This window comes from Paractinoplanes polyasparticus (assembly GCF_019710575.1).
Lineage (GTDB): Bacteria > Actinomycetota > Actinomycetes > Mycobacteriales > Micromonosporaceae > Actinoplanes > Actinoplanes polyasparticus.
On sequence record NZ_JAHWFK010000005.1, the window covers coordinates 145,307 to 166,223 of the forward strand.

Consider the following 20,917-nt stretch of genomic DNA (forward strand, 5'->3'; position numbering starts at 1 on the left):
CCGGATCACGGTCGGTCAATCTACCCTCCGGCTTCGGGACCGTTCCGCGATTGCCGCCTGGATGCGGCGGAGCGTGCGCAAGGCTTTCTTCGCCGCGACGCGCACTTCGCCGTCGAACACCGTCGTCCCCCGGTCCTCGGCCATCAGCCGCTCCAGCGTCGGTACGGCGCGGTCGTCGCCGGATGAGCCGAGGGCGACGGCGGCCCAGTACCGCTGATCCGGGTCGGCGCTCTCGGTTGCCGTCAGCAGGCGGGGGATCACCGCCGGGGTGAACAGGGCCAGCGTGCTCGCGAGGTAGCCGATGCGGGGAAAACGCCGGTGCTCGAACTCGTGCCAGAGCGCCTCCAGCGCCGCGTCGCCGCCGATGCGGGCCAGGGCGTCGGCGGTTCGCTGGCGGAGCCAGTCGGCCTCGTCGGCCAGCAGCGGTTGCAGGGCGGGGACGGCGGAGGCGTCGCCGAGCCGGCCGAGCGCGGTCACCGACTCGTCGCGGACGATCCACTGCGGGTGGTCGAGCAGCTTGATGAGCTGGGGTACCGCGGCTCGGATGTCCATGGCGGCGCAACCCATCGCAGCCCAGGCCTGGCAGTTGTAGCGGGTGTCGCCCAGCGCGGCCAGCAACGGTTCTTCCAGACCGGGGTCGGCGAAGACGGCGGCCTGGTTCATCGCCCGTGAGTACAGCGACCGGTGATAGTCCCGGTAGTAGCGGACGAGGGCGTGCAGCGCCGCGACGGCTGACTCGTCGCCGTGTTCGCGGGCCCGGTCGAGCAGCTGATGCACGTGCGCTTCGCGGGTCTCGAGGTCGCCTGATCGAAGGCCCTGCAGGTCAGGAGAGGTCATCACCTGAGGCTGCGGGTCCGGGTCATGGGCTCTTGGTCCGGCAACATGACGGCAATTCGACCAGATCGCAGGAAATTGTCAACCTCGTATTCGGTCAGCTTCTCTCCGTTGGCCGCCCGCCAGGGGAACATTCCGGCGAGTTTCTTGACGTACCAGCGGTCGAGGGTGGTGTCGTGGGCGGTTGTGCCGTGGGGCAGGTCAGCGGACTTCACAGTGGTCACCGTAACGACCGCGGGGCCCGCCTTCACCGGATACCGGCCTGACGTCACTCCCCGGCGAACCCAGCGCGAAGTCCCGCACGAAGCGGTGACCAGCCGCGCGCCGCTCACACCACTACGCCGTCGAGCGCTTCCAGCCGGGCCACGACCTCGCTCGGGGGCAGCGGGCGGCCGAACAGATAGCCCTGGCCGTACTCGTAACCCAGGCTCCGGATCAGCTCGCGCTGCTCCTCGGTCTCGATGCCCTCGGCGACCGAGGAGAAGTCGAGCGCGGTCGCCATCTGGCTGACCGCGTTGGCCACGGCCGCCTGCCGGCCGACGGTGGTGATCGACTCGACGAACGACCGGTCCAGCTTCAGGGTCGTCACCGGGACGGTCAGCAGCAGGCCGAGCGAGGACGCGGCGGTGCCGAAGTCGTCCAGTGCGAGCCGCAGGCCGAGGGCGCGCAGGCCCAGGAGCGCCGCGGACGACTCCTCGTCGTCGAGCACCGCGGTCTCGGTGACCTCGATGCTCAACCGGCCCGGAGGCAGGCCGGTGTCGCGCAGTACCGCGGCCACCTCGTCGACGAAGCCGGGGCTGCGCAACTGGCGGCCGGCCACGTTCACGCCGACGGTCAGGTGCCGGGCGCCCGGGAAGTCGGCCCGCCACCGGGCGACCTGCCGGCACGCCTCGCGCAGCGCCCAGGCGCCGATCGCCACGATGTGCCCGGACCGTTCGGCGAGCGGGATGAACTCGACCGGCGAGACCGGGCCGCGGGTCGGGTGGTTCCAGCGGATCAGCGCCTCGACGCCGGTCATCCGCAGGTCGTCGAGCGACACGATCGGCTGGTAGACGAGCGTGAGCTCACCGGCGTCGACCGCCGTCGCCAGGTCCCGGATGATCTCGGCGTCGGCCGCCGTACGGGCGCCCATCTCGTCGCTGAAGCTGACCGACGTGCCCTTGCCGCGCCGCTTCGCCTCGTACATCGCGATGTCAGCGTTGCTGAGCAGGGTGGCCGGCTCGTCGCCGGGACGGGCCCAGGCCACGCCGATGCTGGCCCGGGTATGCCCGGCCAGTGCCGACTGGAGCTCATCGGCGATCCGGCGCGCGTCCTCGGGCCCGGTGCCCGGCAGCAGGATGGTGAACTCGTCGCCGCCGAGTCGGGAAACCAGGTCGTCGGCGCGGACGGTGGCCCGCAGCCGCTCGGCCACTTCGACCAGCAGCGCGTCGCCGGCGGCGTGCCCCATCGTGTCGTTGACCGTCTTGAAGTCGTCCAGGTCGATCAGCAGGACGGACGGCGACCGGCCGGCGTCCAGGTGCTGCTGGAGCCGGTCGGTGAAGTGGGTCCGGTTGGCCAGCCCGGTGAGCCCGTCGGTCGACGCCTGCTCGCGCAGCAACACCTCCTGGTCGGTGAGGTGGTCGAGCGCGACGTCGAGGCGCCGGATCAGGCGCACGTTGTCCTGGAAGGCGATCAGCTGCCGCGCGGCGACCAGCGCGGTGATGACGACGACACCTGTGGTGGCGCCCCAGAAGCGGGTCGACACGCCGTCCGGCAGCGATATCAGGAACACCGCGAAGGTCACGGCGATCATTCCGTACGGAAGAAGGCTGTAGGGCTTGCGCTTGACCGCCGGCGTCGGGCCGTCGGCGCGCACCACCCCCTCCTGGATGCGGGGGCCGATCGCGATGAGCAGAGACGGCAGCAGCAGCACCATGAAGACGTACGAACGGTCCTGAGCCTGGAACGGGCCGGGCAGGAACGCCACGAGGCCCTGGACGACCGGCGCCGCGACCATCGGCCAGGCCGCGATCCGGGCCATCGGCGGCCGGGGCACCAGCGCCGCCTTCGTCGCTGCGAAGGCACCCACCACGACCAGGGCGGCCGTGATGCTGGCGGTGACCCGGTCGGCCGGAGCGGTGACCGGATAGACCGCGAAGACCCAGGCCATGGCGCCCCCGCCGACCAGCACGGTCGTCGCGTCCAGCCAGAACACGAGCCGCTCGCGGGCCGAGCGCAGACCGTGGGGAAAGAGCAGGCAGGCGAGGACGTTGCTCAACATGCCGACGATGAAGAACGCCGACTGCACGGCGGTTCCGGTGGGCGACGCGGTGGCCGGATGCAGCAGGACGTACCCGGCCTGGAAGCCGTCGCCGACGGTGAACGAGGAACCGGCGAAGGCGATCGCCGTCCAGAACCTGCGGTAGTGCGGCACGAGAGCGCGCAGGCGCCAGGCCCCGTACGCCAGGGCGGCGTCCATCGGCACCTGCGCGCACCAGAAGACCTGTGACTGGCGGTGCGGGTCGCCCTCGAACAGCGCGAACAGCACCAACCCGGTGACGGTCACGGCCACCAGCGCCATCAGGACCGCGTCCCGCCGCAGCGACTTCACCCGAACCTCCCACCCAGCTCTCCGACCTCTGCAAGTCGGCCGGAAATCCGGCGAGCTGAAGGAAAACGTCAGATCAAGCCCGGCCGCACGAACAGCGAGCTGTCGGCCCGGAACTCGGCGCTGCCGTCGAACTGGTCGATCCCGAGCTTGTCGCCGACCCGGCGGACGAAGAAGCCGCGGAAGTTGTACGACTCGAGCGAGATGCCGCCCGGGACGTAGCCGGCCTGGCTGCAGAAGGTCGCGTCGCGCCGGAACAGGACAGTGCCGTCGTCCTCGCTCAGCCGCAGGCGGAAGTTCTGGTGACGCAGGTACCGGCCGCCGGAACCGCGCAGCGACACGCACAACGGGTCGGCCAGGCCCGGCACCACCTGGAGGGTGGCTCGCTGCCGGTCGGCGGGGGCGTCGGCCGGGCCGACCTTCTCGAGGACGCCCTCGTCGCCGGAGACGGCCACGAAGCGACCGGGCGCGGCAGCCGACTCGAGCGACACCGGCCCGGGGGCCAGCGGTCCCGCGGACGTCCGGGGCTGCGGCGACCCCACGGCAGCACCCGGAGGGGGTTGCGTCCCGGTGGCCCAGCCCGTCGCGGGCACCGTGACGCCGACGGCCAGGACACTCGCGCCCACCACGGCCACCAGCGGATGCGCGGCGGCCGCATGCACTGCGCGGCCCGCCCACGAGGCGGCGGTCAGCGTCTTGGCCAGGGCTGCTGTCGCAGCTTCGCCGTACGCGGCGGCATTGACCAGAGCGGCGCCGGTGAGCGCGATCGGCACGGGGAGCAGCGCGAGGGTCAGCAACAGCCGGTCGTCCGGGACCAGCTCGCCGGTCGCGCGGGCACACACGGGGCACGACCGCACGTGCCGGCCGAGCCGCTTGCGCCAGTACGGGCTCGCCGTCCCGTCCCAGTCGACCACGGCCGCGCCGAGCACCTCGCAGCCGGGCACGGCCTCGAGCGCCGCGACGATGCCGCGGCTGGTCGCGAGCTGTTCGCGCATGCGCTGGATGCGTACGCCGGCGTGAGCCACGCTGACGTTCAGGGCGGCCGCGACCTCGGCCCGGGTGAGCTCGCCGGCCAACTCGAGCCACCACAGCGAAAAGACCGTGCGCTCCTCGGCGCCGAGCCAGGCGGTCGCGTGCCGCACCTGACGGCGCTGACCGGACAGCGCCGCCCGCAGGACGGCCGGCCCTTCCACCTCGGCGGCGGCGTCCTCGCGGTCGTCCGCCGCCTCCAGCGGGGCGGCCCGGCCGGCCACCGCGTTCTCGCGGGCCACATGGGTGCCGACCTGGTGGACGGCGATGGCCGTGAGCCACGACCGGAAGCTGCCCGGCGATCGCAGGTCTCCCAGCTGCCGCAGCGCGCGCACCATGACGTCCTGCACCACGTCGTCGACCTGCGCGTCGTCGTGCAGCACCCGGCGGACGAGGTTGTAGACCAGCGGCAGATGGCGACGGGAGAGCTCGTTCAGCGCCTCGCGGTCGCCGGCCCGGGCCGCGAGCACCACCTCGTCGTCGCGGACGGGCCGAGGTCCAGCCATCGGGTGCCCTCCTTCCTGCGCCGGGGCGGGGTGAGCGCTCACCAACCCGCGACCGGATCGTAAGAGAGGGGATCGACGCATTCAAGAAGATGAAAAAGTGTTACGCCGGTACGGCGTAATTGGTCCCGGCAAAGCGTCTTGAACCGGCCGAAATGTTCTGGCAGCATTCGCGACATCCCCTCGACCTATTTTCCGTTCCGGTCGGCGCTGAATGTTAACGCTCACAGAGAATGTCCCTCCCCCGAATCGAAGGAGCACGCCATGCCCCGACGCCGATTGATCTCGGCGCTGGTCGTCACGGTCACCGCCCTCGCCGGCGGTGTCGCCGCCGTCGTCACCGCCCCGGCCGCCTCGGCCGCGACCGTCGACACCAGCGCGTCGTACGTGCTGGTCAACCGCAACAGCGGAAAGGCTCTCGACGTCTACAACCTGGCCACCACCGACGGCGCCCGGATCACCCAGTGGGCCCGCAACGACGGTAGCCAGCAGCAGTGGCAGTTCGTCGACTCCGGCGGCGGCTACTACCGCCTCAAATCCCGGCTCAGCGGCAAGGTCCTCGACGTCGCCGGAGCGTCCACCGCCAACGGCGCCGCCATCAACCAGTGGAGCGACGGCAACGGCACCAACCAGCAGTTCCGGCTGGCCGACTCGGACGGCGGCTACGTCCGCCTGATCGCTCGCCACAGCAACAAGGCGGTCGAGGTGCAGGGCGCCGCCACCACCGACGGCGCCAACGTCGTGCAGTACGACGACTGGGGCGGGACGAACCAGCAGTGGCAGCTGGCCCGGGTCGGCAGCACCCCGACCACACCGCCGACGACGCCACCGGGCGGATCCTGCAGCCTGCCCTCGTCGTACCGCTGGTCGTCGACCGGCCCGCTGGCCCAGCCGAAGTCCGGGTGGGCGTCCCTCAAGGACTTCACCATCGCCCCCTACCAGGGCAAGCAACTGGTGTACGCCACCACCCACAGCAGCAGCGCCACCGGCGGCTGGGGTTCGATGAACTTCGGTCTGGTCGACAACCTCAGCCAGCTCGGCTCGGCCAGCCAGAACACCATGAGCCAGGGCACCGTCGCGCCGTCGCTGTTCTACTTCGCGCCGAAGAACATCTGGGTCCTGGCCCACCAGTGGGGCCCGACGTCGTTCTCGTACCGCACGTCGACCAACCCGGCCAACGCCAACGGCTGGTCGGCCCCGCAACCCCTGTCGACCGCGACGATCACCGGCTCCAGCACCGGCGTGATCGACCAGACGATCATCGGCGACGACCAGAACATGTACCTGTTCTTCGCCGGTGACAACGGCAAGATCTACCGCCAGATCATGCCGATCGGGAACTTCCCGGGCAGCTTCGGCTCCAACTACACGACGATCATGAGCGACACCTCGGAGAACCTGTTCGAGGCGCCGCAGGTCTACAAGGTGCAGGGCAGCAACCAGTACCTGATGATCGTCGAGGCCAGGACCAGCTCCTGGGAGCGCTACTTCCGCTCGTTCACGGCGACCAGCCTGAGCGGCACCTGGACCCCGAACGCGGCGACCTACAACAACCCGTTCGCGGGCAAGGCCAACAGCGGGGCCACCTGGACCAACGACATCAGCCACGGCGAGCTGCTGCGCACCAGCGCGGATCAGACGAACACGATCGACCCGTGCAACCTGCAGCTGCTCTACCAGGGCCGTTCCCCCAGCTCGGGCGGAGACTACGGCCTGCTGCCCTACCGTCCCGGCCTGCTGACCCGGCAGCGCTGACGGTTCTAGGCCAAGCGGCCGGCGGCCGGTTCACGGGTACGGAACTCGTGGATCGGCCGCCAGCGGTCGTGCAGCGTGGTGATCAGCGAGATCATGGTCAGGAAGAACAGCGTGTCCCAGCCGTCGATCTGGTTGTCGAGGATCCAGGTGGCGACGGTGGCGAAGGCGATGTTCAACGCCAGCCGGGCGGCGAACGTGGCGGCGATGGTCTTGATGGTCCAGGCCCGGCGGGCAATGGCCAGCGACACCATGGTGTTGAGGACGACAACGAGAGCGACACCGGCGAACAGGTTGCTCACCGAGCCGGTGTAGTCGGGCAGCATCTCGCCGAAGATGGCGCAGATCAGGCCGAGCAGCAGCACCTTCTCTCCGGTGTTGCGCGACCAGACGGCGTCGTACCTCCCGCGCCAGGCCTCCCGCTCGTGCGCCTCGTCGATCTGCTCGGGCAGCGGCTCGGGCTTGATACGCCAGTCCCAGTCGGCCGGGCGCAGCCGGGGCCGCACCACCCGCTGGAACAGCACCGCGAGCCCGGCGGCCAGGGCGACGAGCAAGCCGATCACCCATTGGTGCTGGGCCAGCTGATCGGTGACATCGAGCTGCGCGACGTGCAGCCACCACTCCTGCGGCAGCTTCACGACCACCCAGATCACGCCGGCCAGGCTCAGCCACCAGCTGACCAGGAAGGTCAGCGGGGACCAGCGGGAGCGGACGGTCTCGTACGCGATGAAGAAGTATTCGAAGACGTTCGGGAAGACCAGCAGCAGCCAGCGCATCCCGGTCAGCTCGAACAGAAGCGCGCCGGCCAGCCGGTAGAAGAACAGGAACCGCGAGATCCGGAACGCGGCTTCGCTGGTCCAGTTGCGCAGCGTCGACAGATACGCGATGGCCAGGTAATACACGTCCATGGCCTTGTCGTACGACTGGTAACCCGGCGGGTCGTAGCCGAACGCCTGGAAGATCGTCTGGTCGACGCCGTCGAGCACCAGACAGCCGATCACCGCCGGCAGCGGGAAATACGGGATCGCCAACGGCAGCAGGAACCGCGCCGCCACGACGGCGACGAAGGCCACGGCGGCCCCGGTGCTCACGGCTAACCATCTTCCGCTACGTCCGGCCCCAGGTCGATGACCGCAACGTCCCAGGTCGCCGGGATGTCGATCATATTGTGATCTACTTTGGAACCGCCGATACGTCTGACGACTGGTGCCGTCGATCATGCGGCGCTAGGGTTTGGACCGCTTGATCGACGGCGGGCCGGCGCGGACATTCCGCCGGCCTCGGGGCGCCGCGCGCCACCCTTTCCCAACCCGGATTGGATCGACTTTGACGTCCCCATCGGCTGGTCAGGCGGCGGTCAACCCGCGGCAGCAGTCCATCGCCCGGCGGGTGGTCCGGCTCGTGCTGGTGCCCAGTGTGGTGGCACTGCTGATCTGGTTCGCGGCCTCCGGCTACCTGGTCTTCCAGGGCTTCTACAACCGGGCCGTGGCCAACTCGGTACGGCAGGTGTCCATCCCGGCCGTGGTCGCGCTCTCCTCGGTGCAGCAGGAGCGCCGGCTGAGTGTGGCCTACCTGGCCCGCCCCTCGAACGGCCTGACCGCACTGCTCGACCGCCGCCGGCAGACCGACCAGCAGGTGGACACCCTGCGCCGGGCGGCCGACGGCGCGCTCGGGCAGGCCCCGCAATCCATCAAGGACCGCTGGACCGAGCTGACCGGCTACCTCGACCGGCTGGCCACCACCCGCAGCGCCATCGACGCCCGGACAATGACCGGCCGGGAGGCGTACGCCTTCTACAACAGCCTGCTCGACGCGGCCACCGACCTGTTCGACAACCAGGCCCGCGTCGTGCCCGACGTGACCGCCACCCAGGGCGGCATCGCCGCCACCGAGGTGTTCCGGGCCAGCGACCTGATGTCGCGGGCCGGCTCGCTCATCGACGGCGCGCTCGCCTCGGGCCCGCTCAGCCGGGCCGACCACCTCGAGTACGTCCGGCTCGTCGGCGCGTACCACTTCGCGCTCACCAGCAACGCCCCGCACTTCGAACCGGCCGTCCGGACCCGGTACGCCGAGATCGAGGCGAGCGCCGAGTGGAAGCAGCTGACCCAGCTCGAGGGTGGCATCACCGCCGGCGGCCCGTGGGCCAAGCGGGTGTCGCCCAGCCTCGGCGTCGGCGTGGACCGCTGGTCGCAGCTCACCGCGGCCGTCTCGGGCGACCTGATCGACCTGACCGTCCGGCAGGCCGACCAGGTCTCCGCCCGCACCCTGCGCACCGGCAACACCCAGCTGCTCACGGCCACGCTCGGCTCGCTGCTGGCGCTCGCCGTCGCGCTGGGGGCGATCCTGTGGGCCGTCCGCCAGTCGCGGGTGCTGGTCGACCGGGCCCTGTCGGTCCGGCTGGCGCGGCTCGGCAGTGACGCCGGCACCCTGGTCGACCAGCGCCTGCCCGCCGTCATGGAGCGGCTGCGCCGCCGGGAGCAGGTCGACCTGGCGACCGAGTTCACCCCGGCGGACTACGGCGGCGACGAGATCGGCCAGGTGGCGCGGGTCATCAACCGGTCGTTGCAGGCAGCCGCTGAGGCCGCGGTCGACGAGGCCAAGGCCCGCGCCGCCGGCACGGCGATGCTGATGGGCGTCGCCCGCCGCCCGCAGCGCCCGCTGCAGCGTGGCCTCAAGGTGGTCGAGGACCTGCAGGCCCAGGTCGGCGACGAGAAGCTGCTGACCAACCTGTTCGACATCCACCACCAGCTCAACCAGACCCGCCGCTTCCTGGAGAACCTGGTGATCCTGGCCGGCGGTCAGATCGGCCGGCGGTTCCCCAAGCCGGTGGCGCTGCGCCGGGTGCTGCTGGCCTCGTTCGCCGAGGCCCGCAACTACCAGCGGATCACGCTGCGCCGGGCCGACGACGTGTCGCTCGCCGGGCACGCGGTGGCCGAGGTCATCCACCTGCTGGCCGAGCTGCTCGACAACGCGCTGGCGTTCTCGCCGCCGGACACGACCGTCTGGGTGACGTCGAGCCGGGTCCAGCACGGGGTGGCGATCGAGATCGAGGACGCCGGCGTGGGCATGTCGGCCGAGGCCGTCAACCGGGCCAACACCCTGCTCGCGACCGCTCCGACGCCGGACGTGACGGAGTTGCGGGACGGCGCCCAGATCGGTCTGCACGTGGTGGCCGAGCTCGCCAAGCGGGAGGGCGTCCAGATCAGCCTGCGGCGTTCGGCGTACGGCGGTCTGCTGGCCATCGTGCTGCTGCCGGAGCGCATCCTGGTCGGCGCCGACAACGACAGCTCGGGCGACCCCCGCGACATGCCGATCGTGCCCGCGGCCCCACGGGCCGAACCGGCTCGCCCCGCACCGGCCGGGCCGGAGGCGCAGACCGGCCGGGCCGCCGTAGGCGTGCTGGAGCCGGTGACCGAGGCGCCGGAGGAGCCGTCCGCGGCACCCCCCGCGTCCGGGAAGCCACCGCTGCCGCACCGCCGCCCGCAGCAGCATCTCGCACCGGAGCTGCTGGACGCCGACGAGGAAGAGGACACGGCGGCCATCCCGGTCCGCTCGCCGGAGGAGGCCCGCCAACGGTTCGCCCGCTACCAGCGGGGCTGGGCCGAGGGCGCGGCGGCGGACCGCAACGACGACGAGAACACCCCCAACGCTGAGCAAGGCGGGAACGCGTGACCGAGCCGACCACCCCGACCGACCTTCCCTGGATGCTGGACGACCTCGTCGAGGTTCCCCACGTCGTGTCCGTCGTGGTGCTCTCGACCGACGGGCTGATCATCCAGAAGTCGTCGCTCATGGCTCAGGATCTGGCCGAGATCCTGGCCGCGGGCGCGTCCTCGATGTACAGCGTGGCCGCCGGCACCGGCCGCCGCTTCAAGAGCGGCCCGGTGCACCAGGTCATCATCGAGTACGGCGAGCACACCCTGTTCATCGCGGCCGCCGGGCAGAACGCGCGCCTGGCCGTGCTGTGCGAGCAGGACGTCGACATGGGCCTGGTGGCGTACGAGGTGAGCCGGCTCGTGACCCGCATCGGTGACTACCTGGGCACCGGAGCGAGAACCGCGGCGCCGGTCGACTCGTGAGTTCGGAGACCTGGGACGGCGACGACGAGTCGGCCGCGGGGCGCTTCGTGCCCCTGTACGTGCTGGTGAACGGCCGCACCGCCCCGCGCGACTCCACGCTCGACCTGGCCACCCAGGTGGTGGCGCTGACGGTGGACACCCGCCGGCTGGAACCGGAGTACCTCGAGATCGTGCGGCGGTGCTCGGGCTGGATCTCGGTGGCCGAGATCGGCGCCTACCTGCGGCTCCCGCTCGCGATCGCCAAGGTGATGGTGGACGTGCTGGTCGAGCAGGGCTATCTCGCCGTGGGCACCCCGGCCCAACAGAAGATCATCGACAAGCACCTCCTCGACCAGGTGATCGCCGGCCTGGAACGCCTGTAGGACGGAAGGGACGCAACGTGGACCGGACATCGGTCAAGGTGGTCGTGGCCGGCGGCTTCGGCACCGGCAAGACGACGCTGGTGGCCTCGGTGAGTGAGATCCCACCGCTGACCACGGAGGAGATCCTGACCGAGGCGAGTCTCGGGGTGGACGACACCACGGGGGTGGAGGGCAAGACGACCACCACCGTGGCCCTGGACTTCGGGCGCATCACGATCAGCCCGGACGTGGTGCTCTATCTGTTCGGCACGCCGGGGCAGGACCGCTTCTGGTTCATGTGGGACGAGCTGGCCCAGGGCGCGGTCGGGGCCATCGTGCTGGTCGACACCCGGCGGCTCGACTCGAGCTTCCCCGCCGTCGACTACTTCGAGCGGCGGGGCATCCCGTTCATCACCGCGGTCAACCGGTTCTTCGGCGAGTGCGCGTACACCGAGGACGAGATCCGTGGGGCCCTGGAGCTCGACGAACGAGTGCCGCTCGTGTGGTGTGACGCGCGGGACCGCGAATCGGGCAAGCTCGCGCTCATCACACTGGTCCGGCACGCGATGGCGCGCCTGCGGGTCAGGGCCTGATCGGCTCGAGCCGCACCTTGAAGTGCCGCAGGATCGGCGGCGTGGAGACGATCCGGTAGCCGGTGATCCGCTCCGGGTCCTTGGCTATCCCGGCCAGCGTCTCCGCCACGTACTCGAAATGCTCCTGGCTGTAGACACGGCGGGGAATGGCCAGCCGGACCAGCTCGAAGGGCGCCGCGGTGACCAGCCGATGCTGCTCGTCCATCGTGCCGAGATAGAGCGAGCCCAGCTCGGCGCAGCGCACTCCCCCGTCCAGGTAGAGCTGACAGCCCAGCGAGTGACCGGGGAACTCGGCCGGCGACAGGTGCGGCAACAGGCGGCCCGCGTTGAGATAGAGCGCGTGCATGCCGGCCGGCTGCACGATGTCCACCCCGGCGTCGTTGATCCTGCGGGCCAGGTGGGCGGTGGCCGCGGCGCGGGCGCCGAGATAGGCCGGATCGACCACCTCGCGCAGCCCGACGGCCAGCCGTTCCAGGTCGTGACCGGCCAGTCCCCCGTACGTCGAGAAGCCCTCAGTGGCGATCAGGAGCGCCTCGCAGCGGGCGTACAGTCCGTCGTCCCGCAGGCCGAGGCACCCGCCGATGCTCGCCAGGCCGTCCTTCTTGAGGCTGATCACGCACCCGTCGGCCAGGTCGAAGGCCTGCCGGGCGATCGCGCGCGGCGTCCAGTCGGCGTAGCCGGGCTCGCGCTCGCGCACGTACCAGGCGTTCTCGGCGAAGCGTGCGGCGTCGAGGAAGAACGGGACGCCGTGCTCGCGGCACAGCGCGTGGACGGCGGCCAGATTGGCCATCGACACCGGCTGGGCGCCCAGTCCGTTGTTGGTGATGGTCATCAGCACCAGGCCGACCCGCCCGCCCTCGGGCCCGGCCAGCAGGCCGGAGAGCGCGGCCACGTCGATGTTGCCCTTGAACGGCTCGTGGCTGTCCAGGTCGAGCGCCTCGGGGCAGGGCAGGTCGCGGGCCTCGGCCCCGGCCAGCTCCACATTGGCGTGCGTGGTGTCGAAGTGGGTGTTGCTCACGCAGATCTGGCCCGGCCGCAGCAGGGTCGAGAACAGGATGCGCTCACCGGCCCGGCCCTGATGCACCGGCAGCACATGAGGAAAGCCGGTCAGGTCGGCCACCTCGTCCCGGAACCGGAACCAGGAGCGGGCGCCGGCGTACGACTCGTCGCCCACCGCGGCCGCTGCCTCCTGCGCGGCCGACGTGGCGCCGGTGCCGGAGTCGGAGAGCAGGTCGATGGTGATCTGGTCGGCCCGCAGGTTGAACGGATTGTAGCCGGCGGCGGCGAGGGCAGCGTTCCGCTCGGCGGGGCTGAGGAACGGGATGGGCTCGACCACCTTGATCCGGTACGGGGGCAGCGGCACGGTGACTCCTCACAGGTCAGGCGGCGGGGACCCACACCGAGCGGGGCGGGGTGACCTCGTACGCCTCGGCGGACAGATAGACCGTGACGCCCGGCCGCGGCGGGCCCAGACGCAGGGACACGTGCGCGATGAGCCCGACCCCGGCGCCGAGCGGGCGGCGGGACACCGCGGCGACGCACCGGTGCAGCAGCGCCGGGCTGAACCCGTGCCGGGCGATCAGGGCGGCGACCCGGTCGCGAGCCTGCAGGTCGTCGTCGACGTAGTCGCGGATCGGCACGTAGACGCTGTAGCCGACCGGCTGGGCGGCGCCGCCGGCGAGCGTGTAGCTGCCGACCAGGGGCCGGCGGTCGAACCGGCCGGGGCCGCCCGCGGCCCGGCAGAACTCGGCGACCTCGTCCGGCGCCACACCCGGCACGACGGCAGCGGCCCGGGCCACCTCGGCCGGGCCGGCGTCGTAGTGGCTGACGTAGAGCTTCACCCGGGCCTGCGGGCCGTCGTGCAGATCAAGGGCGAAGAAGGCGAGCCGGTCGCGGCGCCCCAGCTCGCCCGGGCGGATCGAACGGGCCAGCATCGTCCGGTACGAGTCGCGCAGCCCGATCGTGCTCAGCGCCTCCTCGACGAGCTCCGGCGCGCGACCGATTCCGGCCACCTCCGGGTTCAAGTAGACCTTGAACTCGGGGGCGCGGCCGTGCCGGAACACCAGCGAGCACCACAGGGCGAAACTGCCGCTCGGCCGGGCCGCGGTGAACAGGTCCGAGATGGCGTCGAGACGCGTGGTGGCCAGCCCGAACCGGGCCGCGTTGGCGGCCAGGAACGCGTGGGCGGCCCGGGCGTTGGAGCCCACGCCGGGCGTGATGCCCGGCACCTCGGCCAGGATGCGCAGAGCCGGGGGCTCGGCCTCGTTGAAGGCGACGGAGAACTCGACCGGCGAGTGGTCGTCGGCGATGTCCGACGGCCACGCCGGTGGCTCGGCCAGCGAGCGCGCGCCGTGCGGCCCGAGCAGTCCGGCCAGGAGGTCGAGGGGAACGGCCGGGTCGAGGTCGAGCACCCGGCACAGGGGATTGAGCTGCCCGGCCAGATGTTCCAGGACCGAGAAGTGGCGCATGGAGTTTTCCGTTCCGCGGCTGGGGGGAAGATCCGCTGCCCACCCATCGTGATCGGACAGTCACGGTAAGTCGAGTGAGATCCACATCACAAATGCATCCTGGATCGTCCGTGTCTCACCGTGGGTGACGTCCGATATGGATCTATCACCCGACGTCGGGCGAACGGCGGTTACTCGTCGCTACAGCCTGCGGAAACAGGAAAAAGCCTCATCTCAGGTGGGCGACCACCTGCTCCACGGTGGTCACGTCGGCGTACTTGGCGCTCAGGTCGAAGAGATTCGCCTGGTGCACCCCGGGGGCGCGGTCGCCGCAGGCGTCGGCCGCCACCACCGGACGGAAGCCGTGCTGCAGCGCGTCGGTGGCGCTGGCCCGCACGCAGCCCGAGGTCGAGACGCCGCCGATGATCGTGGTGTCGACGCCGCGGGCGGTCAGGGTGGCGGCCAGGGACGTCCCGAAGAAGGCCGACGCGTACTGCTTGGTCACCACCACCTCGCCCGGGGCGGGCGTCAGCTCGGGCACGAACTCGGCCGCGGGTGAGCCGTCGACCAGGGCGGCCAGGGCCGGCACCTTGCGCACGAACAGGCCGCCGTCGCTGAGGTCGGGCGAGAACCGGACGCGGGTGTGCAGCACCGGGATGCCGGCTTGGCGGGCGGCTGCGAGCAGGGCGGCGCACCCGTCAAGCGACTGCCGGGAGCCCAGGTCGAACGGGCTGCCCGGGGTGAAGTAGGCCCGCATCATGTCGATCAGGAGCAGGGCCGGGCGGCGCCCCCAGCCGAGGGCGCCGCCGAACGGGGTCTCGCTCACGCCCGCACCGGTTACCGTTCCCGAGCCGGAGCCGGAATCACGTCCACACCGGCTTCTTCGGGGCGGGCAGGCCGGTCTCCTCCTCGCAGTGGGCCAGGATCTCCTCCATCGAGCCGCCCATGTCGAAGACCGGCAATTCGCTGGGCCGCGCCTCGCGCATCGAGCTGCGCAACGCGTCGGTCGCCGGCTCGTCGACGCCGCCGTCGCCCGTCACCACCACGCCGTACGCCCGGGCGCCCTCGGCCGTGACCAGCCCGCGCCGAACCTCCTTGGCCACCAGCGCGGGGTCGCGCTCCAGCGGATCGCCCCACCCGCCGCCGCCCCAGGTGACGAAGTGCAGCACGTCGCCCGGTCGCACCGGCACGTCATGGCACTTGCTCGGCAGCACCTCGCGGGCGCCGCCGGCCCGGTCGATCCACTTCGTGCCGCGGGCGCCGGGCGCGCCGCCGTTGACGCCCCACGGGTACATCAGCCAGCGGTCGTCGTGGATGGCGATCGTGCCGGGCTCGAGGAAGCGGTAGGCCACGTCGACGCCGTTGCCGCCGCGGTGCAGGCCGGCGCCGCCGGTGTCGGCGATCGTCTCCCACTTCTCGATGCGCAGCGGGTAGTACGACTCCAGGAACTCGCACGGGATGTTCACGAAGCTCGGCCACAGGGAGTGACCGTCGGGCCCGTCACCGAGCGGCCGCCCCGGGATGCCGCCGAAGCCGATCGAATACAGCTGGAACCACTCCCCCTTGCGGTCGCCGCCGGAGTAGTTGCCGGAGTACATGAAGTGCGGCGACGACGAGAAGCCGGCCGCGTTGAGCAGCGCCGGGTTGGTCTGCCCGAGCAGCCCGCCGAACAGGTCGAAGACCCGCCCGATGCCGTGGTTGCGAGCGTTCAGCGCGGCCGGATGCTTCGGTTTCCAGTACGAGCCGTCCGGGATCGTCACATCGACCAGCGGATAGAACCCGTCGTTCCAGAGGATCTGCGGATCGGCCACGGTGATCATGTAGATCCCGAAGAACATCCGGGCCAGGTTCTCGTTCAGGTAGTAGTTGACCGGCCCGATCGCCTGCGGCGACGACCCGGTGAAGTCGAGGTGCACGCGTTCGCCGGTGCGGGTCAGGGACAACTTCAGCTCGTACGGGCCGTAGCCGACCCCGTCGTCGCAGATGTAATCGGTGAACGAGAGCGTCCGGCCCTCCTCGAACACCATCTGCAGCAGCGTCTTCATCGCGTCGTAGTTGCGCTGCAGCAGGGCGTCGAGCGCCGACACGTACGTCTCGACCCCGAACCGGGCACACATCTCCTGCACCCGGCGGGTGGCCGTGCGGCAGGCCGCGACCAGGCCGTTGAGGTCGGCCCGGTTCCAGTCGGGCACGCGCACCTGGTTGAGGATGATGCGCAGCGCGTCCTCGTTGAGCTTGCCGCCGTCGTACAGCTTGAAGGGCGGAATGACCACGCCCTCCTCATAGATGGTCTTGGCGTCGGTCGGCATCGAGGACGGCGTCTTGCCGCCGACGTCGGACATGTGCCCGAACATCGACGCCCAACCCACGACCCGGCCGCGGAAGAAGATCGGCATCACCACCAGCCAGTCGTTGGCGTGGCTGATCGCGGCGCCGCACGCGTACGGGTCGGAGGTGAGGAGCACATCGCCCTCTCCGATCTCGCCGGTGAAACCGGCCAGGAAGTCGGGGATGGAGAGGCCGAACTGGCCCACCACCATCTTTCCGGCCGGGTCGGCGATCAGCGGGAACTCGTCGTGCTGCTCGCGGATGCCGGGCGAGAGCGCCGTGCGGAACAACACCTCGTCCATCTCGTAGCGGGCGTTGCGCAAGCCGTTCTCGACCAGGTCGAGGGTGACCGGGTCGACGTCCTTCGTGGTCAGGGGCTCGGTGGTGGTCTCCACGATGGTCGCCATCTCAGGCCTCCTTGGCCGGGGTGATGAGCAGGCTGCCGCTGGGGTGGGTCGCGATGAACGCCATCTCAAGCCCCCTTGGCCGGGGTGATGAGCAGGCTGCCGCCGGCGTGCGTGGTGGCGATGTGGCCGGGGAGGACGAGAGTCGTCGAGTCCATCTCGGTGACGATGGCGGGGCCGCTGATCACGTCGCCGGCCCGCAGCTTGAGCCGGTCGTACAGGTCGGCCTCGACGAACTCGCCGCCGACGTAGATCCGGGTGCGGCCGGATCTCTCCGGCTCACCCTCGCCGGGGCCGAGCTGGACCGGCGCGACCTTCGGCCGTTCCCCGGTCACGGACGCCCGCGCGTTCACCAGCTCGTGATCGACCGGCAGGGTGAAGGAGAAGAGTCGCTCGTGCTCGGCGTCGAACTTGGCGGCCAGTCCCTTCGGGCCGTCGGCGAGCTCGAAGCTGACCGGCAACTCGTTGCCCTGCCCGACGAACCGGACGTCAGCCGAGTAGGTGATCGTCTGCCTGTCCCTCGCGATGCCTTGATCAGCCAGGCGCTGGGCCGCGGACTCGGCCAGCTCGCCGAAGATCGTCGCGAGCTCGGCGGCGGACAGGTCCCCGAGCTTGCGCAGAACGGTGCGGGCCGACTCGTCGCGGGCCGACGTCGTGGCGTCGCCGAGCGCGCACAGCACCCCAGGCGACGGCGGCACTATCACCGGCCAGGCGCCGGTCAGCTTGCCGAGGGCGTTGGCGTGCAACGGGCCGGCGCCGCCGAAGGCCACGAGCGCGAAGTCGCGCGGGTCGAAACCCTGCTGCACGCTGACCAGGCGGAGGCCGCCGAGCATGTTCTCGTTGACGATGTCGATGATTCCGGCCGCGGCCGCCTCGGCACTCTCCAGGCCCATGGCGTCGGCGATGGTCTGCACGGCCGCGCGCGACGCCTCGCGGTCCAGGCTGATCTCGCCGCCCGCGAGCGTGCTGGGCAGGTAGCCGAGCACCACGTTGGCGTCGGTGACTGTCGGTTCCGTGCCGCCTTTGCCGTACGCGGCGGGGCCGGGCTCGGCGCCCGCCGACTGCGGCCCGACGCGGAGCGCACGGGTCAGCTGCGGGACGTGCGCGATCGAACCGCCGCCGGCGCCGACTGTTCGAACGTCGACCGCCGATGCTCGTACGCTCAGATCGCCGACTTTCGTCTCGCGGCCGATGCGCGCTTGACCGTTCTGCACGAGGGCGACGTCGGTCGACGTTCCGCCCATGTCAAAAGTGAGCAGTTCGGTGTGGCCGGACTGCTCGGCCACCCACACCGCGCCGGCTACTCCCCCGGCCGGCCCGGACAGCAGCATCGTCACCGGTGCCGCGATCGCCGCGGCCGCCCCGGACAGGCCGCCGTCGCTGCGCAGGATGGACAGTTCGGCCGGCACGCCCTCAGCGGTCAGCTGGGCCGACAGGTTCGCGACATACTTCGCCACCTGCGGCTGCACATATCCGTTCGCGACCGTGGTGAGCGCTCGCTCGTACTCGCGCATCTCGGGCAGCACGACGCTCGACAGCGACACCTCGATGCCGGGCAGTTCCTCGGCCGCCAGTTGAGCGATGCGCCGCTCGTGGGCGTCATTGGCGAACGCGTTGATGAGCGATACGGCCAACGCCTCGACGCCGTTCGCGCGCAACTCGCGCAGCGCCGCGCGGGTGGCTTCCTCGTCCAGTTCGCGCACGACCGTGCCGTCGCTGCCCATCCGCTCGGGCACCTCGACGGTGTTCTCCAGCGCCGCCAGCGGTTCCGGCTTGGGCCAGATGATCCACCCGGCCAGCCCGCCCGGCACGAACGAGCGGGCGATCTGCAGCACCTGCCGGAAACCCTGGGTGGTGACCAGGCCGACCGTCGCGCCCTTGCCCTCCAGGATCGCGTTCGTGGCCACGGTCGTGCCGTGCAGGACGTTGGCCACCGCGGCCCGGTCGATGCCGGCCTCGGCGCACACCTTGTCGATACCGTTCAGGACGCCCACGGACTGATCGCTCGGCGTCGAGGCGGTCTTGGCCCGCCAGGTAGCTCCGGAATCCTCGTCGACCAGCAGCACGTCGGTGAACGTGCCGCCCACATCCACACCGAGCCGATATGACATCGCTCTCCCTAGATAATCTTCGCTGTGCGCAGGCGCGCGCGCTCCGTTTCGTCCAGGCCCAGAAGGCCGCCGTACACCTCGTCGTTGTGCTCGCCCAGCGCCGGTCCGGCGGTACGCACCGAGCCGGGCGTGGCGGACAGCTTCGGGGTCGCGTTCTGCATCGGCAGTTCGCCGAAGTCGGGGTGGGGCACTCGCACGATCGCCTCACGGGCCGCGAAATGCGGGTCGTCGAACATGTCGCGGGCACGGAAGATCCGGCCGGCCGGCACACCGTTCTCGTGCAGCACGGCCAGCAGCGCCTCGGCCTCGACGGTCGACGTCCATTCGGCGATCAGCGTGTCCAGCTCGGCCATGGCGGCGCCGCGAGCCCCGTGCGTGGCGTAGCGCGGATCCTGAGCCAGCTCGGGCTTCCCCATCGCGGTGGCCAGCCGGCCGAACACCGTGTCCTGGTTGGCGGCGATCAGGACCAGGTCGCCGTCGCCGGTCGGATAGACGTTGCTGGGCGAGACGTTGGGCAGCGTGGCGCCGGTGCGCTCACGCTGGTAGCCGGCGACCGCCCACTCGGGCAGCAGCGATTCCATCATGGCCAGCACCGCCTCGTAGATCGCCGAGTCGACCACCTGGCCGCGGCCCGTGTTCGTGCGGGCGTGCACGGCGACGAGGGTGCCGAGGCACGCGTACGTGGCGGCGAGCGAGTCGCCGAGGGAGATGCCCGCGCGTACCGGTGGACCGTCGGGCTCCCCCATCACGTACCGGATGCCGCCCATGGCCTCGCCGATCGAGCCGAACCCGGCCCGGCTCGAGTAGGGCCCGCTCTGCCCGTAGCCGGTGACCCGGGTGATGATCAGCCCCGGGTTGGTCTGCCACAGCGTCTCGGGCGCCATGCCCCAGCGCTCGAGGGTGCCCGGCCGGAAGTTCTCGACCACGACGTCAGCCGTGTCGATCAGCTGCCGGATCAGGGCCTGGCCTTCCTCCGTACGCAGATCGCAGGTGACCGACTTCTTGTTGCGCGCCACCACCGGCCACCACAGCGACTTGCCGTGCGGCTTCTCCCGGCCCCACTGACGCATCGGATCGCCGCGGCCCGGGTCCTCGACCTTGATCACCTCGGCCCCGAAGTCCCCCAGGAGCTGCCCGCAGAAGGGACCGGCCAGCAGTTGCCCGAACTCGACCACCCGCAGATCACCCAGCGGCCCGCTCATGCCCGTCCCCCGATCATCGTGGCGCGGGCGTTGTAGAGGTGGGCCCGCATGATCGCCTCGGCCCACTCCCCGGCGCCGGCCCGCGCGGCGGCAACCATCTCGACGTGGTGGTGCAGGCTGCGCTGCAGCGCGTCCGGCGCGTAGTCGTGGAAGTTCCGGGTGACCACGGCCGCGTGCGTGACGCCGCGCAGCGCTCCGGCCAGCGGCGGCGATCCGGCGGCGTCGATGAACAGGCCGTGGAACCGCCGGTTGAGCTCGACGATGGCGCCCAGGTTCTGGTGCCGCCCCGGCTTCCCGGTCCGCAGCATCGCGGCCGCGAGATCGTCCAGCTCGTCCAGTTGCTCCGGCCCGAGATTCGGCACGGCCTGGCGTACGGCGTAGGGCTCGAGCCGCAACCGGAGCTCGAAGATCTCGCGCAGGGGCTCGGCCGACCACGTCGCGACCCGCGCCCCCCGGTTGGGCTGGATCTCGACCAGCCCCTCGGCGGCGAGCCGGGACAGCGCCTCGCGGATCGGCGTGCGGCTGACCGAGAGCCGCCCGGCCAGATCGGCCTCGCCGAGCCGGGTGCCGGACGGTATGGCCCCCGAGAGAATCTCCTCCCGCAGGGACTGCGCCGCCTGTTCCGCCGCTGGTAGCACCTGGCCTCCTCACCGCTCGGTTGCATGCAATCCTTGCCATGATCACGGTGTTTCCGCAAGAGTGAGGCC

17 protein-coding genes are annotated in these 20,917 nt (G+C 71.0%); 5 read left to right on the plus strand and 12 right to left on the minus strand.

The window, feature by feature from the left end; all coding sequences use genetic code 11:
* Positions 1-15: 15 nt before the first annotated feature.
* From KXC43_RS07945 to KXC43_RS07960, 4 genes are all read right to left on the minus strand, one after another.
* Positions 16-837 (minus strand): HEAT repeat domain-containing protein, encoded by an 822-nt coding sequence (locus KXC43_RS07945; protein ID WP_221375313.1) that lies wholly within the window; start codon positions 835-837, stop codon positions 16-18.
* Positions 837-1,049: a hypothetical protein gene (locus tag KXC43_RS07950; protein ID WP_221375314.1), complete on the minus strand. Its 213-nt coding sequence runs from the start codon at positions 1,047-1,049 to the stop codon at positions 837-839. Before KXC43_RS07950 ends, KXC43_RS07945 begins: the two co-directional genes overlap by 1 nt.
* Positions 1,050-1,162: 113 nt before the next feature.
* Positions 1,163-3,424 carry a putative bifunctional diguanylate cyclase/phosphodiesterase gene (locus tag KXC43_RS07955; protein ID WP_221375315.1) on the minus strand — a complete coding sequence of 754 codons (2,262 nt, stop codon included), beginning with the start codon at positions 3,422-3,424 and terminating at the stop codon, positions 1,163-1,165.
* A gap of 68 nt (positions 3,425-3,492) precedes the next feature.
* Positions 3,493-4,956, minus strand: coding sequence for a sigma-70 family RNA polymerase sigma factor (locus KXC43_RS07960; RefSeq protein WP_221375316.1), 1,464 nt, complete (start codon positions 4,954-4,956; stop codon positions 3,493-3,495).
* Between the two features lie 261 nt (positions 4,957-5,217).
* Between KXC43_RS07960 and KXC43_RS07965 the strand changes: the two genes are divergently transcribed.
* Positions 5,218-6,708, plus strand: coding sequence for a non-reducing end alpha-L-arabinofuranosidase family hydrolase (locus KXC43_RS07965; RefSeq protein ID WP_221375317.1), 1,491 nt, complete (start codon positions 5,218-5,220; stop codon positions 6,706-6,708).
* Positions 6,709-6,713: 5 nt separating this feature from the next.
* Here KXC43_RS07965 and KXC43_RS07970 read toward each other — a convergent pair whose 3' ends face one another.
* Entirely contained in the window at positions 6,714-7,796 is a 1,083-nt protein-coding gene (locus KXC43_RS07970; protein WP_221375318.1) for a hypothetical protein, read from the minus strand.
* Positions 7,797-8,031: 235 nt separating this feature from the next.
* Between KXC43_RS07970 and KXC43_RS07975 the strand changes: the two genes are divergently transcribed.
* From KXC43_RS07975 to KXC43_RS07990, 4 genes are read left to right on the plus strand one after another with little or no spacing between them, the layout of a single operon-like run.
* Positions 8,032-10,377, plus strand: coding sequence for a sensor histidine kinase (locus KXC43_RS07975; RefSeq protein ID WP_255643703.1), 2,346 nt, complete (start codon positions 8,032-8,034; stop codon positions 10,375-10,377).
* Entirely contained in the window at positions 10,374-10,784 is a 411-nt protein-coding gene (locus KXC43_RS07980) for a roadblock/LC7 domain-containing protein (RefSeq protein ID WP_221375319.1), read from the plus strand. Before KXC43_RS07975 ends, KXC43_RS07980 begins: the two co-directional genes overlap by 4 nt.
* Positions 10,781-11,146, plus strand: a complete 366-nt coding sequence (locus KXC43_RS07985) for a DUF742 domain-containing protein (RefSeq protein ID WP_221375320.1) — start codon at positions 10,781-10,783, stop codon at positions 11,144-11,146. The genes KXC43_RS07980 and KXC43_RS07985 overlap by 4 nt, the downstream gene beginning before the upstream one ends.
* Positions 11,147-11,163: 17 nt before the next feature.
* On the plus strand, positions 11,164-11,718 hold the full coding sequence (locus KXC43_RS07990; protein WP_221375321.1) for a GTP-binding protein: 555 nt from the start codon (positions 11,164-11,166) through the stop codon (positions 11,716-11,718).
* Here KXC43_RS07990 and KXC43_RS07995 read toward each other — a convergent pair.
* From KXC43_RS07995 to KXC43_RS08025, 7 genes are all read right to left on the minus strand, one after another.
* Positions 11,708-13,081, minus strand: a complete 1,374-nt coding sequence (locus KXC43_RS07995) for a tryptophanase (RefSeq protein WP_221375322.1) — start codon at positions 13,079-13,081, stop codon at positions 11,708-11,710. The two genes, KXC43_RS07990 and KXC43_RS07995, sit on opposite strands and share 11 nt — an antisense overlap.
* A gap of 16 nt (positions 13,082-13,097) precedes the next feature.
* Positions 13,098-14,186: a tryptophan dimethylallyltransferase family protein gene (locus tag KXC43_RS08000; protein WP_221375323.1), complete on the minus strand. Its 1,089-nt coding sequence runs from the start codon at positions 14,184-14,186 to the stop codon at positions 13,098-13,100.
* Positions 14,187-14,394: 208 nt separating this feature from the next.
* Positions 14,395-14,991 (minus strand): isochorismatase family protein, encoded by a 597-nt coding sequence (locus tag KXC43_RS08005; RefSeq protein ID WP_308129005.1) that lies wholly within the window; start codon positions 14,989-14,991, stop codon positions 14,395-14,397.
* Positions 14,992-15,028: 37 nt separating this feature from the next.
* On the minus strand, positions 15,029-16,900 hold the full coding sequence (locus tag KXC43_RS08010; protein ID WP_221375324.1) for a hydantoinase B/oxoprolinase family protein: 1,872 nt from the start codon (positions 16,898-16,900) through the stop codon (positions 15,029-15,031).
* A 65-nt stretch (positions 16,901-16,965) separates the two neighbouring features.
* On the minus strand, positions 16,966-19,008 hold the full coding sequence (locus KXC43_RS08015) for a hydantoinase/oxoprolinase family protein (protein ID WP_255643704.1): 2,043 nt from the start codon (positions 19,006-19,008) through the stop codon (positions 16,966-16,968).
* A gap of 8 nt (positions 19,009-19,016) precedes the next feature.
* The gene (locus tag KXC43_RS08020) at positions 19,017-20,210 is read right to left on the minus strand and encodes a CaiB/BaiF CoA transferase family protein (RefSeq protein ID WP_221375325.1); all 1,194 of its coding nucleotides are present in this window, start codon (positions 20,208-20,210) and stop codon (positions 19,017-19,019) included.
* The gene (locus KXC43_RS08025; RefSeq protein WP_221375326.1) at positions 20,207-20,848 is read right to left on the minus strand and encodes a GntR family transcriptional regulator; all 642 of its coding nucleotides are present in this window, start codon (positions 20,846-20,848) and stop codon (positions 20,207-20,209) included. Before KXC43_RS08025 ends, KXC43_RS08020 begins: the two co-directional genes overlap by 4 nt.
* Between the last annotated feature and the right edge of the window lie 69 nt (positions 20,849-20,917).

Excerpts from the sequence above, each read along its gene's own strand:
- KXC43_RS07945 (WP_221375313.1), bottom strand. The coding sequence starts at position 837 with ATGACCTCTCCTGACCTGCAGGGCCTTCGATCAGGCGACCTCGAGACC.
- KXC43_RS07965 (WP_221375317.1), top strand. The coding sequence starts at position 5,218 with ATGCCCCGACGCCGATTGATCTCGGCGCTGGTCGTCACGGTCACCGCC.
- KXC43_RS08010 (WP_221375324.1), bottom strand. The coding sequence starts at position 16,900 with ATGGCGACCATCGTGGAGACCACCACCGAGCCCCTGACCACGAAGGAC.
- KXC43_RS07960 (WP_221375316.1), bottom strand. The coding sequence starts at position 4,956 with ATGGCTGGACCTCGGCCCGTCCGCGACGACGAGGTGGTGCTCGCGGCC.
- KXC43_RS08020 (WP_221375325.1), bottom strand. The coding sequence starts at position 20,210 with ATGAGCGGGCCGCTGGGTGATCTGCGGGTGGTCGAGTTCGGGCAACTG.
- KXC43_RS08015 (WP_255643704.1), bottom strand. The coding sequence starts at position 19,008 with ATGTCATATCGGCTCGGTGTGGATGTGGGCGGCACGTTCACCGACGTG.
- KXC43_RS08000 (WP_221375323.1), bottom strand. The coding sequence starts at position 14,186 with ATGCGCCACTTCTCGGTCCTGGAACATCTGGCCGGGCAGCTCAATCCC.